The organism is Paenibacillus wulumuqiensis (assembly GCF_000971965.1).
Taxonomy (GTDB): Bacteria; Bacillota; Bacilli; order Paenibacillales; family Paenibacillaceae; genus Saccharibacillus; species Saccharibacillus wulumuqiensis.
Map to the genome: position 1 here is coordinate 221,231 of NZ_LAQP01000014.1, position 16,636 is coordinate 237,866.

The 16,636-nt window shown below is 48.6% G+C and carries 15 protein-coding genes; 12 read left to right on the top strand and 3 right to left on the bottom strand.

The window, feature by feature from the left end; genetic code table 11:
- Positions 1 to 38: 38 nt before the first annotated feature.
- From WH45_RS17045 to WH45_RS17055, 3 genes are all read left to right on the top strand, one after another.
- On the top strand, positions 39 to 785 hold the full coding sequence (locus WH45_RS17045) for a DeoR/GlpR family DNA-binding transcription regulator (protein ID WP_046215614.1): 747 nt from the start codon (positions 39 to 41) through the stop codon (positions 783 to 785).
- A gap of 2 nt (positions 786 to 787) precedes the next feature.
- Entirely contained in the window at positions 788 to 1,699 is a 912-nt protein-coding gene (pfkB, locus tag WH45_RS17050) for a 1-phosphofructokinase (protein ID WP_046215615.1), read from the top strand.
- A 172-nt stretch (positions 1,700 to 1,871) separates the two neighbouring features.
- Positions 1,872 to 3,902, top strand: coding sequence for a PTS fructose transporter subunit IIABC (locus WH45_RS17055; RefSeq protein WP_046215616.1), 2,031 nt, complete (start codon positions 1,872 to 1,874; stop codon positions 3,900 to 3,902).
- A 524-nt stretch (positions 3,903 to 4,426) separates the two neighbouring features.
- On the opposite strand, the gene WH45_RS17060 is transcribed toward WH45_RS17055, so the two are convergent.
- Together WH45_RS17060 and WH45_RS17065 are read right to left on the bottom strand one after the other, a co-directional pair.
- Positions 4,427 to 5,011, bottom strand: a complete 585-nt coding sequence (locus WH45_RS17060; protein WP_046215617.1) for a 50S ribosomal protein L25 — start codon at positions 5,009 to 5,011, stop codon at positions 4,427 to 4,429.
- 515 nt (positions 5,012 to 5,526) lie between these two features.
- Positions 5,527 to 6,501, bottom strand: coding sequence for a hypothetical protein (locus WH45_RS17065; protein ID WP_046215618.1), 975 nt, complete (start codon positions 6,499 to 6,501; stop codon positions 5,527 to 5,529).
- Between the two features lie 499 nt (positions 6,502 to 7,000).
- On the opposite strand from WH45_RS17065, the gene WH45_RS17070 reads away from it, so the two are divergent.
- The 4 genes from WH45_RS17070 (at position 7,001) to WH45_RS17085 (ending at position 12,057) form a co-directional block, all read left to right on the top strand.
- Positions 7,001 to 7,813, top strand: a complete 813-nt coding sequence (locus WH45_RS17070; RefSeq protein WP_235338407.1) for a DeoR/GlpR family DNA-binding transcription regulator — start codon at positions 7,001 to 7,003, stop codon at positions 7,811 to 7,813.
- Positions 7,814 to 7,899: 86 nt separating this feature from the next.
- The gene (locus tag WH45_RS17075) at positions 7,900 to 9,273 is read left to right on the top strand and encodes a PTS fructose transporter subunit IIC (RefSeq protein WP_046215619.1); all 1,374 of its coding nucleotides are present in this window, start codon (positions 7,900 to 7,902) and stop codon (positions 9,271 to 9,273) included.
- 296 nt (positions 9,274 to 9,569) lie between these two features.
- Positions 9,570 to 10,496 (top strand): prenyltransferase, encoded by a 927-nt coding sequence (locus tag WH45_RS17080; RefSeq protein WP_046215620.1) that lies wholly within the window; start codon positions 9,570 to 9,572, stop codon positions 10,494 to 10,496.
- Between the two features lie 469 nt (positions 10,497 to 10,965).
- On the top strand, positions 10,966 to 12,057 hold the full coding sequence (locus tag WH45_RS17085; RefSeq protein ID WP_046215621.1) for a GntR family transcriptional regulator: 1,092 nt from the start codon (positions 10,966 to 10,968) through the stop codon (positions 12,055 to 12,057).
- A 294-nt stretch (positions 12,058 to 12,351) separates the two neighbouring features.
- Here WH45_RS17085 and WH45_RS17090 read toward each other — a convergent pair whose 3' ends face one another.
- On the bottom strand, positions 12,352 to 12,969 hold the full coding sequence (locus WH45_RS17090) for a hypothetical protein (RefSeq protein ID WP_046215622.1): 618 nt from the start codon (positions 12,967 to 12,969) through the stop codon (positions 12,352 to 12,354).
- Between the two features lie 493 nt (positions 12,970 to 13,462).
- On the opposite strand from WH45_RS17090, the gene WH45_RS17095 reads away from it, so the two are divergent.
- The 5 genes from WH45_RS17095 to WH45_RS23215 all read left to right on the top strand — a co-directional run bounded on the left by WH45_RS17095 (position 13,463) and on the right by WH45_RS23215 (position 16,613).
- Positions 13,463 to 14,074, top strand: coding sequence for a 50S ribosomal protein L25 (locus WH45_RS17095; RefSeq protein ID WP_046215623.1), 612 nt, complete (start codon positions 13,463 to 13,465; stop codon positions 14,072 to 14,074).
- A gap of 337 nt (positions 14,075 to 14,411) precedes the next feature.
- On the top strand, positions 14,412 to 14,699 hold the full coding sequence (locus tag WH45_RS17100; RefSeq protein WP_046215624.1) for a Dabb family protein: 288 nt from the start codon (positions 14,412 to 14,414) through the stop codon (positions 14,697 to 14,699).
- Between the two features lie 14 nt (positions 14,700 to 14,713).
- The gene (locus tag WH45_RS17105) at positions 14,714 to 15,151 is read left to right on the top strand and encodes a DUF86 domain-containing protein (protein WP_046215625.1); all 438 of its coding nucleotides are present in this window, start codon (positions 14,714 to 14,716) and stop codon (positions 15,149 to 15,151) included.
- Between the two features lie 161 nt (positions 15,152 to 15,312).
- Positions 15,313 to 15,927, top strand: a complete 615-nt coding sequence (locus tag WH45_RS17110) for a helix-turn-helix transcriptional regulator (protein ID WP_046215626.1) — start codon at positions 15,313 to 15,315, stop codon at positions 15,925 to 15,927.
- Between the two features lie 209 nt (positions 15,928 to 16,136).
- Positions 16,137 to 16,613: a YtxH domain-containing protein gene (locus WH45_RS23215; RefSeq protein WP_082096913.1), complete on the top strand. Its 477-nt coding sequence runs from the start codon at positions 16,137 to 16,139 to the stop codon at positions 16,611 to 16,613.
- Positions 16,614 to 16,636: the final 23 nt, after the last annotated feature.

Sequence of the window (16,636 nt, forward strand, 5' to 3'; positions counted from 1 at the left end):
AGTTTGTGGTAGTATTAAAAGCAGTTGGAGGAATGAATATGCTTACAGAGGAACGCTACAACCTGATTATAGAGCGCTTACAGGAACGCGGTATCGTAAAATTACAGGAGCTTGTCGATGTATTGGGCGCCTCAGAGTCTACGATACGGCGCGATTTGATCGATCTGGAGGGTCGTCAGCTGCTTAAGCGTATCCATGGCGGAGCCACACTGCTGAATCAGAAAAGCCAGGAACCCGGCATGGAAGAAAAAACATTCACAAACGTTCACGAGAAGAGTATAATTGCCCGGTTGGCTGCTCGTGAGATTGAAGATGGCGAATGCATCTATCTGGATGCAGGTACGACGACACTGGCGATTATTCCTTATATCGAAGCCAAGGATGTCACCGTCGTAACCAATGGCCTGTCTCACGTGGAAGCGCTTGTCAGCAAGCGGATTCGCAGCTATCTGCTCGGCGGTATGATGAAGATGCATACCAAAGCAGTTATCGGCAGTATGGCTTTGCAAAATATAGATAACTTCCGGTTTGATAAATGCTTTTTGGGAGCAAACGGAGTAGACGCGGAGATGGGCTATACCACGCCTGACCCGGAGGAAGCGATGATCAAGCGCCGTGCTCACGAACTGGCTGCACATACTTACGTGCTGGCGGATTCAAGCAAGATCGGGGAAGTGACCTTTGCCAAACTGCTGGATCTGGATGATGCAGTGCTGATTACCGAATCGGTACCGGAACATTCACGCCCGTCTATTTCGAACAAAACTAAAATAATCGAGGGATAACTATGATATACACAGTGACACTCAACCCTTCTATCGATTACATCGTGGAAGTGGACGAACTCAAGCTCGGAGATCTGAACCGGATGAAGCGTGACCTGAAGCTTCCCGGCGGAAAAGGAATCAACGTATCCCGTATCCTCAATCAGCTTGGTGCGGACAATACAGCAATCGGATTCCTCGGCGGATTCACCGGTCGTTATATCGAGGACAAGCTGCAGGAAGATTCCATCAAGACGGACTTTGTTACCATTGCCGATGATACACGGATCAATGTAAAGCTTAAGCACGGCGACGAGACCGAGATCAACGGCCTGGGCCCGGCGATTACAACAGCCGAAGCCGATCAGCTGGTCGGCAAACTGTCCGGTCTGAGCAATGGTGATGTACTGGTGCTCTCCGGCAGCGTACCTCCATCACTGGGCGGAGATTTCTATGATCGCCTGATCGATGTATGCCATAGCAAAGGTGCCGAATTCGTGATCGATACGACCGGCAAAGCACTGTTGGAAGCCCTGCCGCACGCCCCGCTGCTGGTGAAGCCAAATCATCATGAGCTGGCCGAACTGTTCAATGTCACGATCAACACACGTGAAGAGATCGTTACCTACGGACGCAAGCTGCTGGAAATGGGAGCCCAAAACGTACTGATCTCGATGGCAGGCGAAGGCGCATTGTTCATTACCGCAGATGAGGTCTATCATGCCAATGTTCCAAGAGGACAGGTGAAGAACTCTGTCGGTGCTGGAGATTCCATGATCGGCGGCTTTGTCGGTACGCTTGTACTGAACGGAGATTCGCTGGAAGCTTTCCGTACCGGTGTAGCTTCCGGTAGCGCAACCGCATTTTCCGATGATCTCGCAGATCGTGCCAAGATCGAGGAGCTGCTGCCGCAGGTAAGCATTAACCGGGTCTAATCCCATTCTGCGGCAGAGCGGCTTCGTAATCCATCTGTCTGCAGAGAGCGTATAGAGCCATACAGTATCATCTGGATTTCATTTAAACATTTAAATAGTAAAAGTATCCAATTCACATCTTCCGCCGCCTGTACAGCGGCAGGAGATGATTGACATTAAGGGAGTGTACACAATGAGAATTACAGACCTGATGATCAAAGAGGTTATGATCATGGATTTGCAGGCGGTGACCAAGGAAGCAGCCATTGACGAGCTGATCGCCAGCCTGACATCCAGCGGCCGTATTAACGATCCGATCCTGTTCAAGGAAATGATCCTGAAGCGCGAGGGAGAGTCCAGCACCGGTATCGGCGGCGGAATCGCCATGCCTCACGCCAAGACCAAAGCGGTAAACGAACCTACCGTTGTATTTGCCAAAAGTCCACGAGGCGTTGATTATGACTCCCTGGATGGCGAACCGGCTCATCTGTTCTTCATGATCGCAGCTCCGGAAGGTGCAGCCAATACCCATCTGCGTACGCTGGCAGCACTGTCCAAGCTGCTCATTGATAGCGATTTCATCGCTCAACTGATGAAAACTCAGACACCGGATGAAGTATCTGCCCTGTTCGACGAAAAGCAGGCGGAAGCCGATGCCAAAGAAGAAGCGAAAAAAGCAGCCAAAGCGGCAAAAGAAGCCGAAGCTGCCAAAGCAAGTGAACAGCAAAAGGAAAATGCACGCGAGCAGCAGGCAAACGAGATGCTGACAGGCAATGCGGCCAGCCAGCCATTCGTCGTAGCGGTAACCGCTTGTCCTACCGGCATTGCGCATACCTTTATGGCTGAAGATGCACTGATCAAAAAAGCCCAGGAAATGGGCGTAGAGATCCGCGTAGAGACCAACGGTTCCGAAGGCGCACAAAACGTGCTGACCGAAGATGAGATCCGCCGTGCGAGCGGTGTTATCGTAGCCGCTGACAAAAAGGTCGAAATGGACCGCTTTGACGGCAAGCCTGTACTGCAAAGACCGGTAAGTGACGGTATCCGCAAAACGGAAGAACTGATCACCAAAGCAATGAAAGGCGATGCACCAACCTATCGCAGCGCTGGCGGCAAATCTTCCGGTGAAGCTGGAGCATCCCAGGAGAAAACAAGCGTCGGCAGCAAAATTTATAAAGACCTGATGAATGGTATCTCCCACATGCTGCCGTTCGTTGTCGGCGGTGGTATCCTGCTGGCGATCTCCTTCCTGATCGAACAGACAGCCGGTGAGAGCAGCCCGCTCTTCCAGCTGCTGCAGACAATCGGCGGCGGACAGGGTGCATTCTTCTTCCTGATTCCGATCCTGGCTGGTTTTATCGCGATGAGTATTGGTGATCGTCCGGCACTCATGCCTGGTATGGTCGGAGGTCTGATGGCGGTTAACTCCAATGCCGGTTTCCTTGGCGGTCTGGCTGCCGGTTTCCTGGCTGGTTATGTCGTTATCGGTCTGCGCAAGCTGCTGGCCGGTCTGCCCAAAGCGATTGACGGATTAAAACCGATTCTGCTGTACCCTGTACTGGGTCTGCTCGTTACCGGTACAATCATGTACTACTTCTTTGACCCGATCTTTGGTGGAATTAACACATGGCTCGTCGATGTACTGAACAACCTGGGTACCGGTAATGCGATTATTCTCGGTCTGATCCTGGGCGGTATGATGTCTATCGATATGGGTGGTCCTTTTAACAAGGCAGCCTATGCGTTTGCAATCGGTGTGTTCACTTCCAGCGGCAACACCAACGGTATGATGATGGCAGCGGTTATGGCAGGCGGTATGGTGCCTCCACTGGCAATCGCCCTGTCGACCACATTCTTCAAAAACAAATTCACCGAACAGGAACGCAAGTCCGGTGTAACCAACTATGTACTCGGTTTATCCTTCATTACTGAAGGTGCGATTCCATTCGCGGCAGCAGATCCGCTGCGTGTACTGACTTCCTGTATTCTCGGCTCTGCCGTAGCAGGCGGCCTGACTCAGTTCTGGCACATCAACCTGCCGGCACCGCACGGTGGTATTTTCGTAGCGGCTCTGGCGAATAATGGCAGCGGCAGTGTACTGATGGCTGCCATGCTGTTCCTACTGGCCGTTATCATCGGTGCGGTCATCTCTGCACTGGTGCTCGGTATCTGGAAAAAGCCAGTTCAGCAAAAACTCGTTGAAAATCAGAAAAAAGCGGCTTAACCGCTACCAATAAAGACCAGCGTAACCGCTGTAAATAGAATCTCCCGCTTGCCTGTATCCGTCTGGATAGGAGGTAGCGGGAGATTTTTTTGTACACTTGTATTTTCGACTGCAAAGTAATGCAGGAAATTTTGATTTTATTTTCATCGATGTAGACAAACATTCAGCTCAATAAGCACTCCAGTAATATAAAAAATACCGCCTGTCCATGCTGGTGATAAATGCTAAGTAAATGATCATTGTAAGAATACAAGGCAGCTTAAGATATAAAACTTAACAAAACGCAATGTAAACCAAGAAATAGGATTAAAATAATATCCGTCCCTATATATCCCTATCCAGTCGGCATGGCACGACAAAATACCTCCAAATCTCTCCTGTTAGGCATGGAGGAGAATTGGAGGTGTGGGTGGTTGTATATTGCTATATGTCATAACAATTCATCATAGACAGCTTGTGTAACAGCCCCTGTCAACCGTCTCGTTACCCGATTGGATCGGCAAGGAATCTACCAGCAAGGCTGCTTATGCTGTTGTTTCTTCTGTAGTCTCTTCAGCAGTCTGTCCCTGTGGAGCTACGCGGATAATAACCGCGGTAGGCTCGGTCAGTACTTCGATGCCTTCGTGAAGTTCCAGATCGGATACGAGCAGGCTGTCGCCGATGTTCATGCCGCTGATATCCACTTCAAAGGAGCTGAGCAGATTATCAGGCATACAACGAGTCTCGATCTCATACAGTTCGGTTTGCAGGCTTCCGCCGGCTTTGACGCCTGCTGGTTCGCCAACGAAATGAATAGTCACCATGGAATCCATGCTGGCGTTCATGTTCAGCTGGTGAAAATCCACATGAATGATTTTGTTGGTCAGAGCATCACGCTGGATGTTCTGGATAACAACCGGCTTGCTGCCAATTTCCGGAATGCTGGCATTCAGGATTGCATGGCCGTTTTCCTTGATCGCGAGCAGCAGAGCTTTTTCGCCGACACTTACAGGGCGGCTGCCAAAGTCTTTGCCGTATACGACAGCAGGAATATTGCCTTCTTTTCGCAGGTTTTTGTTTTGTGATTTCTGTTCATGTGTACGTGCATTTAGTTCGATTAGATTACTCATTTAATTGCCTCCTGGGTATGTTGCAAAAGTGTATTTTGGTAAATAAAATGCCCATAAAAAAAGACGGACTTAGAGATGTGTTCATCGTTCCAATCCGTCGTTCGAAATATTTGAATAGGTATGTGTATGACTCCTTTAAGCTTAACACAGGTTCTCATATTGTCAATTTTTATTACATTATGGGTGAAAAATATTATCTTGATTGTTTACATAATATTGAATGTGAATTGGCTTTGTTACAGTCAAATGTCAAGTTCTGATAAAAGGGGACTGAACCTGAATCAGGGTTCCGAAAATATAGTATTCTACTATACGACTTATACGATCATGCACCGCAGATAAATATTACAACAATTAGGAAAGGCTCAACTGATGTTTAGGATGAGATTAGAATAGGAGCCCCACATCTGTCTGCGATACACGGTACACTTTGACTGTATCTGCAAAGCTGGATCAGTCTGCATGCGGGAAAGTTCCGATATTCGGATGACTACAATAATTGAATTGATCCACGATTATAGGGCAGATTGCTTCAGGAAGTTTTTGACTGCAGTCGTTTCTTTGCCCCCGGACTGTTCGATTAGATCCAGATAAGCTTGCAGCTGGGTCAGCAGTTTGCTGTTTTTGATCTGTTCAGCCGTTTTGCTGCTCAGTATGCGCTGGTAGGCAGTACGGGCTTCCGGATCAATTGTCAGCGTACCATACTGAAACAGTGGCGTATTGTCGGACCCATGAAATACATACATTTTGCCGCGGTCATACCACTCCTGGACAGCTTTTTTGCGGTTGGAGGAAGAGTACGTATTCAGGAATTTTTCCATCGCCAGCGTACGGTTCAGCAGTTCATCCCAGCCGATAATAATTCCGGCGTCTTCGCTGGTGGGCTGCTCGGTTTCGGCAGCCATAATATTAATATAGTCACGGATATCCGATTTGATATACGGGTTGAATACCTGGAAGCTTTTATAATCGACAACCGGATGATACATACCTTCGGTAGTTTCCAGCTTGTATCCCATATCGGCCAGATCCTGCAGCACGATCCGGTTGTCCAATCCTTTGACCAGGCCTGCAGCAGTGCGCATGCTCATGCCTGGTTTGTAGATGTTATGAATCGCTTGCTGAAGATCGGTTCTGCTGATTCGATCCATAGCGGTTAACCAATGATTGTTGTAGGCATTCTCCAACTTCAGAACGGCAAGTGTCGCCCGGGATGGAGTGAATTCATCGATCCGGTTGACCAGTGTGGCCCGTGCCCATCCGAGAGTCGCCGGTTTTTGCAGCCGCTGGACAAATAAATTGTAGGAACTCTGCGCCTGGCTGGTCTGCACGGCTGTCGCTGCTTGTGCCTGCTTGATCGGCAGCAGAGAGGATGGGACAGCGGTAATACTGGTGCCCAGCAGTACAGCCGTTAAGCCGATGAGAATTAATCGGCGAGGAGATTGCTGTTTAATCGGATGGATGGGCGTTTTTTTTGACATAGGAATCATACAATAAGCCTCCTTGGAAATTCTTCGTTACCTTCTGCTTACATACTCAGACGCGATCCTTTCATGAAAAGTTACGTTTTGATCCCGGCAAGTACTATAAGGATAGCGGGCAGAGTACCTTTCATATGGCCTGCGTCACTGCCATTTTTAATTATTATAAAAATATAAAATACACTTTTACTCAAAAAATGCAAAAGGAGAGGCAGTATGAGGAGCAAAGAATATTTCCTCTTTTCATGACCGTTTGTGATTGAACGTTTCCGTTTGACTCAAGCGTAGATAAAAATAATCTTTTACCCCGCTTAAAATCCTGTAAATATAAAGGCTTTTGAGGACGATATAGAATGTACGGTGATCCGTGTGACAAAAGGATTTTAAAAACAAAAATAATGTTATTGACAGGTAATGAAAGCGCTATTATAATCATAATCAATCAAGGATGATCACAAATGATCAAATGTAATCAATGAGCGTATACACCAGGATCACCCTCGATACCATGGGCTATGATTATATATTGAAAGAGCAGACAGGCGGTGATGTCCCTGTGCTTTTCGAGGAAGAACGAAAGCATAAGATAGTTGAATATGTATACAAAAATCATCGGGCATCCGTACAGGAACTGGGAGAGACTTTTGAAGTATCCGATTCAACGATCCGGCGTGACCTCAAGGAACTCGAAGATGCAAGACTGCTAAAAAGGACGCATGGCGGAGCGGTTTCCCTGCAGAGTGTGAACTTCGAGCCGAATATGGTGGACAAGGAAGACTCCTACCGGGAAGAAAAAGAACGTATCGCTCGAAGGGCAGCCGAGATGATCAATCAGGGAGACACCATTTTGCTGGATTCAGGGACCACTACATTGCCGCTGGCAAGGGAGCTAAGGCACCGCTCAGGCATTCGGGTCATCACCAATTCGGTGATTGTACTGGGGGAATTAAAAGATTGCCGCAATATCGAGCTGTCGATCATCGGCGGTCTGCTGAGACCGGATACACAGGCATTTGTAGGGCCGATGGCAGAGCGGGCACTGGATATGGTACGGGTCGACAAAGCCTTTATGGCAACCAACGGTCTGGATATCCGGGAAGGGATTACTACTCCGAATCTGACCGAAGCAGCGATCAAGCGCAAGATGATCGATATTGCCAAGCAGGTGATTCTGCTGGCGGATCACAGCAAGCTGGGTGGTGTTGCCTATGCCAAATTTGCCGACCTGACGGATATTGATTATTGCATTACCGACGGGGGAGCATCGGCTCAGACCGTAAATGAGCTGCGCAAACTGGGGATGGATACGATTGTCGTCTGAGACATTCAATTAACAACTAATTTGTAAACGCTCCATTAACAGGTTTCATGTGTCCATGAATGATATGAACAGAAGGGGATATGAACATGAAGAAATTACTGGCTGTTACCGCTTGTCCGACGGGTATTGCTCACACGTATATGGCCGCAGAATCGCTGGCCAAAGCGGCTAGAGAACGGGATATCGAGATCAAGGTGGAGACGCGCGGCGCTGTAGGTGTAGAGAATGGACTCACTGCTCAGGAGATTGCCGAAGCACATGCCATTATCGTAGCGGCAGATACCGATGTGGATGAAGAACGTTTCGCCGGCAAACCGATTGTACGCGTACCGGTCGCTCAGGGAATTAAAATTCCGGGTGAGCTGATCACACGCGCACTGAATATGGAAGCTTCCAACGGTACAGCCCCTGTTCGAACAGAAGAAGTAATTGGCGGCGGCAAGCAGCAGAATATGTTTTACAAGCATCTTATGAACGGTGTATCCAATATGCTGCCGCTCGTTATCGCCGGTGGATTGATTATCGCTTTTTCCTTCCTGTTTGCCTTTACCAAAGGCGGAGTGGATCAGGTGGAAGGTTCGTTCGGAGCCGCATTATCCACTATTGGCGGCGCTTCGATGGGATTGATGGTTGTCATCCTGTCCGGATTCATTTCCTTCTCGATCGCCGGTAAGCCGGGTCTGGCGCCGGGTCTCGTCGGCGGGGTACTGGCCAAGGATATGGGCGCAGGCTTTATCGGTGGCATCATTGCCGGTTTTATCGCTGGTTATGTAGCACACTGGCTGATCAAGCATATCAAAATGCCCAAAAACTTTGAAGGTCTTAAACCGATTCTGATCGTTCCGGTATTGTCTGTTCTGATTATCGGTCTGCTGATGGTCTACATTATCGGTGAACCGATTCAGTGGATTCTGGCGCAGCTGACGGAATGGCTGACCAATATGGGAGCAGGTAACGCTGTACTGCTCGGTGCCATTCTCGGTGCCATGATGGCACTCGATATGGGTGGTCCTTTTAACAAAACGGCGTATACGTTTGCAGTAGGTCTGCTGGGAGCATCGATCTTCACTCCAATGGCAGCTGTTATGGCAGCAGGAATGACGCCTCCGCTGGGAATCTGGCTCGCTACGATGATCGCCAAGAATCGTTTTACCAAAGAAGAGCGCGAAGCCGGTAAAGTTGCTTCCGTACTCGGGTTGTCCTTTATTACCGAAGGTGCCATTCCTTTTGGTGCCGCAGATCCAATCCGGATCATTCCGGCCTTTATGGTCGGTTCGGCAGTAGCCGGCGGTCTGTCGATGCTGTTCGGTAGCGGTTTGCATGCACCGCATGGCGGCGCGTTTGTACTGTTCATCCCGAATGCTATTGATAACCTGGGCTACTATGTTCTGTCCATCGCAATTGGTACGATCGTGACAGCACTGATGGTACTGCTGCTCAAACGCAAAGCAACAGCCTAAGTCAAATGGAACAAAGGGACAGCCGGCATATAAGCTACATTTAATACTCTATCCATTGTTCGAAAAGACAGCCTCATTAAGGGGCTGTCTTTTTTTGTTGGTCGCTCTGCTGCAGGTTCAGGGTTTATTCACTTAACAAGCTGTTTAATGATGAATGTAGCTGTACACCAGTTCGTTAGGTACATATTTGGAAACAGCCCGTGCAGGAACGTATTACTATGGTGTATGCAGCTGCAATGGCAGCTATTACAGCCGTACGGATACGAATACTAACCCGAACAGAAAGGTGGAATATAATGAATAAATGGCAGGAATTCCGACAGGCTTCAAGAATGCACTTTGTGCCGCTGATGGCGATCTGTATCGTACAGGGGACACTGGCCGCCTGGGTCTGGAATGGAACGTTTAATGTATGGATTGCACTGATTACGATGATAGGAGCCTGTGCAGCGCATATTTTCTCCATGATGATTAATGATCTGTGGGATTATCGCAGCGGCGCAGATCAGGCGGCCTATGAATCGGATGAAGCGATCTCGACCGATTCGGGATATCTGACTTCCGGCAAATGGAGTGAGCGCAATTATGAAATTGTCTCCTGGTGTGTACTGGGAGTCGCACTGATCTGTGCGGTCGTGCTGTATATCATCAGCGGATGGGGAGTGCTGTTGCTTGGCGGGCTCGGCTGTTTTATGGCGCTGTTTTATGTGGTGCCGCCGGTACGCTATGGATATGTCGGCAAAGGCATGAGCGAGATGGCGCATCTGCTGTCATTCGGTATTTTCCCGGTGATGGGTTCTTATTATGTGCAGACCGGTTATTTTGATCCCCGGCTGTGGGTACTATCGCTGCCCATGGGCATACTGACCACACTGACTTTTTTCAACCATCACTTTTTACACTGGAAAACGGACAAGCAGGTAGGTAAACGTACACTCGTCGTAAGATGGGGCGTTACCAAATCCTTCTACTTCTCTGTGGTTCTTCTGTCGCTTGCTCTGCTGAGCATCATCATGTGCGTAGTTACCGGCGTTATACCGGTCTATGGCATACTGGCACTGATCGTCGCCTGGCCGCTGTGCCGGATGTACAGGGAGATGAAGGGTGAGAAGCGCAATCTGCAGAATCATCAGCGGCTGCTCTGGCTGTCACTGCGAACTTCTCTGCAGTTTGGCGGTCTGCTCATTTTGCTGCAGCTGATTAGCCGCTGGTTTGGAAGCTGATTGGTGCTGCTACAGAGTATGTGACAATAAGGTTGGCAGCAGGAAAAGGAATGCATTACAGGTGCATACTCATAATCCAAATCCGATCGAAAAGCGGTAACACACAATACATCGCATAACTAACGGCGCAGTCCTGGATCCAACAGGCTGCGCCGTTTTGGTCTGTGCGGTGATAGCCCAATTACTACGTAATTTGCCGGTTTGCTGATGAACTTGGGAATTAGCATAGACATCCATTCAAAAGTTTCTTAAAATGTATGTACAACTCTATTTAAATGCAATAATTCCAAAAAGTCATACATACAAGTAAAAGGCGATTTGGAAATGTAAGCGGTATCTTTGGGTGGTGAGATCAGAACGGCGGCATTCAATGCATCAATGAGCAGTATCCGGTCAAAAGCCAGACATATGTCGTTATTCCGCTCTATGGTAAAATAATAAAAATAAAATGTATACGTTCGGAGGAACCATGGCTGCAAAATACAGACAAGTAAGAGATGAAATACTTTCCTGGATTCACTCTTCCCGATTGCTGCCGGGCAGTCGTTTGCCATCTGAACATGAGATTGCCGAGCAATTTAGTGTCAGTCGGCAGACCGTGCGTCAGGCACTGGGAGAGCTGGTGCGTGAAGGCTGGTTGAACCGGATGCAGGGCAAAGGGACATTTGTAGCCGATCCGGTTGCCAAGCCGCAGGAAGATAATCGTATCGTGGGAGTTATTACAACTTATATTTCGGATTATATTTTCCCGCAGATCGTACAGGGAATTGAGACACGGCTGCGTGCAGAAGGCTATCGTCTGCTGCTGGCGAGTACCGAAAATGATCCGGTCAAGGAACGGGAATGCCTGGAGATGATGCTCAACCAGTGTCCGGCTGCACTGATTGTGGAACCGACCCGCAGTGGGGAACGCAGTGCGAATCTCAACTATTTTCTGACGATGGAGAATCGCGAGATTCCCTATCTGATGATTAATGCCAGTTACGAAGAGATGGATTCTCCCTGTTTGCGCATGGATGACGAACAGGGCGGATTCCTTGCGGCAGAGCATCTGATTGAACTGGGCCACCGCCGGATTGCCGGATTTTTCAAAACGGATGATATGCAGGGAGTACGCCGGATGCGCGGCTTTGTCGCTGCTCATCGCAAATATGGTATTCCGCTGCAGCCTTCATTGATTTTTACCTATACTACCGAGGACAAACATATCGCTCCGCTGGAACAGACCCGTCAACTGATCCGTCAGTCCGAGCCTGAGCGGGCGACCGGCTGGGTGCTGTATAATGACGAGCTGGCGATCAACCTGCTGCAGATCGTTCGTGAAGCCGGATTGTCCGTACCAGATGATCTGTCGATGGTTGGATTTGATGATTCTTTCCTGGCTACAGCGACAGAAGTCAAGCTGACCACGCTGAGTCATCCCAAGCATGCGCTCGGGACAGCAGCAGCCGACATGATTTTGCAGATGATGAACGGGGCCAGCAGCTGGGAAGAGAAGATTCATACCCCTGAATTGATCCAGCGGGATTCCACCTCGGCGCCTACGGTTGTGTCCAGCTGAGATGTGACTGTTGGGATTAATGCCATAGACGAGCTGACGATAAGCTGAATATGGCTGGCCGAAGCAGGCAGGAGATTATCACCTTTCCGGGAGCCGTTCGGCAGCAGGCAGATCAGTAGATAAAATATGTACATTTATAGGTATAAAATCGTATAAAACGCGTCTAACCGGATTAAGTTTTTAATCAGCTTATTAAATGTCCAGACAAGTAAAGCCCCGCCTGGCACCCAAAACGGTGAGTAGGACGGGGCTTTCTTTTTTATCCTGTACAGTGGACTCTATAGACGCCCCTGTTTAAAGCTGTATTTCTGCCAACTCCGGTTCACTCTCTTCTCCCAACACACAATCAGCGAACAAAACGGATTTTGGAATACGGAAAAACTGTTCCGTTTTCTCCTGGAAAGCAGGGGATGGCAGAGTGGCCTGATGCAGCCATTTGCGGAATGTTCCCGGATGAACGCCGATCCAGTGGCTCACATCGGTAACGGAAAGATCATGGACCATGCATAAGCCGGTAAGAATATGATTACGCACTGGTGAACGAGTAATAGTCCGTTTCATAAAACGGGACGGGGCTTGCTGGCAAATCACCGGACTGTTATTAATAACCTGTTGGTTGAACAGGATATGATGCGGGTATCCGAGTTCCCGGCAGACTTTCTCAAGGTTGGCTTTGCCCGGTAGACGGCCTTCGTAGACCCAGGCGCTAACACTGCGTGATGAGACCGATAACCGTTCCGCAAGCTCGGATAACTTAATATCCTTCACCATCAGTACAGCCAGTAAAACGCGATTGCGGACCTGGCAGCGTGTAGGTCTGCGGAATCTCTTGACCCGGACACCTTTGCCTAGGTATTTACGGTTGATCAGAGACCACGCCTCTATAAAATGTCGTTCTGGTTGATTAGGCATATTTCCTCCGATAAATAATTATTCATATTTTTGCAGGTGGTTTTATGGTCCTTTCAACATCCTACAACACCCGGACGCTCGTTTCAAGCAGACTTTTACTAAAATAAATACCATTCTTAAAGGAAATTTAACACAATAATTCAACTTGTATACAAAATGACATAAACCTGAGTATTATTGTCTGGCGATAAATGATTATTGCCAGTCAGGGATGAAGATGGTTACATAAATTAAGAATAATCATATTGCAAAAGATGATACTGCTTATCATTCAGCAAGAGATACGTTCAATACATTTTTCTTAAAAAATTCAGGGGGGGAAACCGCTGCCAGAGCTGGTCTTACGGCAATACACATTATGAAAAAAAGCAGCAGGGTGATACAAATATCGTCTATGCGGGTACATAAGAATAATGACCAGTAGCTCTATCACTGGATCGATTGCACTATGTGAATAGCAAATATCGTTCATAATTTAGGGAGGTCAATACTTATGAGTACAAACACGAAAATTCAAGCCGAAAAACGTGAAGAAACAAAACATTCCGCCATTCGTGCGCTTCGTCAAAGCGGACGTACACCCGGCGTAGTATACGGACCTGATCTGGGAAGTATCCCGGTGCACGTAGATAGCAAGCAGCTGCAGGCCCAGGCTCGTCGCGGAGGCGCAGATATTTTCTCGCTGACACTCAGTGACGGCAAAAATGTTCAGGTACTGCTCAAGGATATCCAGCGCCAGGAAGGACGCATTCTGCATGTGGACTTTATGCAGGTGTCCTCCAGCAAATCCATCAGCATTAACGTGCCGCTGGATTTTCACGGTACAGCAGCCGGCACCAAAGCAGGCGGTGTATTCCAGCATCAGACGACAGAACTGGCATTGTCCGGTCTGGCCAAAGATCTGCCTAACATCCTGACCGTTGATATTTCCAATCTGGAAATCGGCGATAGCATTACAGCCGGCGATGTGGAACTGCCATCCGGCGTAACCCTTGATTCCAGTCCGGAAGAGATTATCGCTTCCGTAGCCGTACCGCGTGTAGCGGATGAAGATGTAGAAGCCGATGAAGGGGCTGCACCTGAAGGCGGCACAGACGCCGAGTAATTCAGGCATATGCACCGTATGCAATGTTCTGGATGCAGAACTGGACACCGCTATCGGAGCATATACCATGAATGCAGCCATTTTATAACAAATACAGTACAGTTATGATCAACCATCATCAATAAAGAAGGGAACCTCTTTCGTAGAGGTTCCCTTTATTTTTGCACAGTGGCATATATACAATTTTGCCGGCAGCAGCATATCCCGGTCTGCATCTCCGGGTGTGAAAGATTTCATTTAATAAATAAGGGTGGAATATGATACCATAATAGAGTACATATTCCGGTGAACCGTATGCTGGAATGGAATCCCAACTATCAAAGGAGACATTCTTGTTATGATCAAACATATTGTACTGTTCAAATTCAAAGAAGCTTCCCCAGCCGTGATCGATACGGTTGTTTCCGGACTACGCAATCTGGAAGGCAAAGTGGAATCCCTGCGTTCAATCGAAGTGGGGATTGATCTGGTGCGTAGCGAGCGTTCCTATGATGTGGCCCTTGTGACTACATTTGATGATATGGATGGACTGCAGGCTTATCAGGTTCACCCGGAGCATGTCAAAGTAAGCGATTATATCGGTACGGTCAAAGAATCGACGATTGCTGTTGATTACGAATATTAAGGCGGTGCTGCACTATGTATTATGTCAATCGTGAACAGATCGAACGCCGCATCCGGGCGCTGGATGATGTACGGACCGCATTAACACAGGTATCTTCCGACTGGGATGGCAGCCTGACCTCCGGCATGGTACAGGAGCGTGCGCTGCATCTGGCTGTGGAGTGTGTAACCGATATCGGCAGTTATCTAATCGATGGATTCATTATGCGGGATGCCAGCAGTTATGAGGATATCGTGGATATTATGCTGGACGAGAAGGTTGTCGATCCGGATACCGCTGCCCGACTGATGGAGCTCGTTCGTCTGCGCCGTCCGCTTGTGCAGGATTATTATGACTGGCCGCGCAGTGAGCTGCATCCGCTGACACCGATTATGCCAGAGACGCTGCACACTTTTATCCAGCAGATCAGCAGCTATCTGGATCAGGAGCTGGGAACGTCCTCATCTTCCTGATGGCTGCAGCCGCTGACAGCATTTGCCGATTAGATGAGTTTTGAATTTACATCCCCAACCGGATAAGCTACAATAACGGTATTATTAAAGGGATGATGTGACCCTTTTCGCTGACAACGGCGAACAGGGTCATTTTTATTTTAATGCAAGGGGGTCAGGGGATGAAATCCAACCAGGAGCCGTCGACCCGGCGTACCATCATGATGATTTTAAAAACCCGGGGCCCGGCAAGTGTAGCCGATCTGGCCGGTGAGCTGAATCTTACCGAAATGGCGGTTAGACGTCATATTCAGGCGCTGGAGCAGGAAGGCATGCTGCTGGCGGAGACGGTAAAGATTCCGACAGGACGACCGTATCTGCGCTTTCGTCTCAGTGAACGGGCAGAGGAGCATTTTCCGCATAATTATCACCAGCTGGCGCTCGATTTGCTGGATGAGTTGGGAGAAGAAGAGATTACCAGAGTATTTGAAGGCCGCAAGCGCAAGCTGCTCAGTCGTTACCAGCCGCTGATGGAACAGCAGACTCTGGGAGAGCGGGTCGCCACATTGACCGAGATTCAGCAGAATAGCGGCTATATGGCGAGTTATGAGCAGACCCGTCCGGATGAATTTACGATCTATGAATTTAACTGCCCGATCAACCGGGTGGCCGATCAATATAATGTCGCCTGTCATTGTGAACAGGAATTGTTCGAGACTCTGCTGGACGCCCGGGTGACGCGCACAGAATGTATCGCCAAAGGCGGACAATGCTGCGTCTATCGTATACAGAAATAAAAAACAGCCTTTTCTCGGGATCAACCGGGAAAAGGCTGTTTTATGTAAACATGAGCAGTACTGGATTCATATGCCGTTGAGCCTGTATTTGGCGGAATTTTTGATTCCAAAGACATAAATATGTGTCCGTTTTCACAAAAGTGGGATAATTGCTATCTATGTGGGTAATATAGAGCAGAGTACATTTTACGAGAATGGGAGAGATAATAATGGAACAGCAAACATCGAAACTGGTATACGGTATGATCGCAGGAGCATTGATTGGCGCAGGGGTAGCAGCACTGCTGTCTCCAAAAACAGGCAGAGAAATGCGTGCCAGCCTGATGGAACTGGCTGAACTGGTCAAAGAAAAAGGACCGGTAATGAACGAAAAAGGCCATGAAGTTACCGAGAAAGGCCGCGAGGTGGTCGAAGTGGTCAAAGAATCCATCGGCGTAGCCAAAGAGTGGAAAGAGCAGATTCAGACAGCTACCGAAGAAGTGAAAACAGAACTGGCCGAGTTCAAGGAAAGCCAGGACGAAGACAGCAGTTCGGAGCAGTCTTCCAATTCCGGTTCTACAGTATCCGCTGGCTCGACTTCATCTTCCAGCAGCACATCGACCGGATCTTCCACACCAACAGGCGGTGCCAAAACAGGTACAACGCCGCCAGCCGGCACAAACAAAAACAGCAACTACAGCGTCTAATCCGCACATAACGGATAATGGAC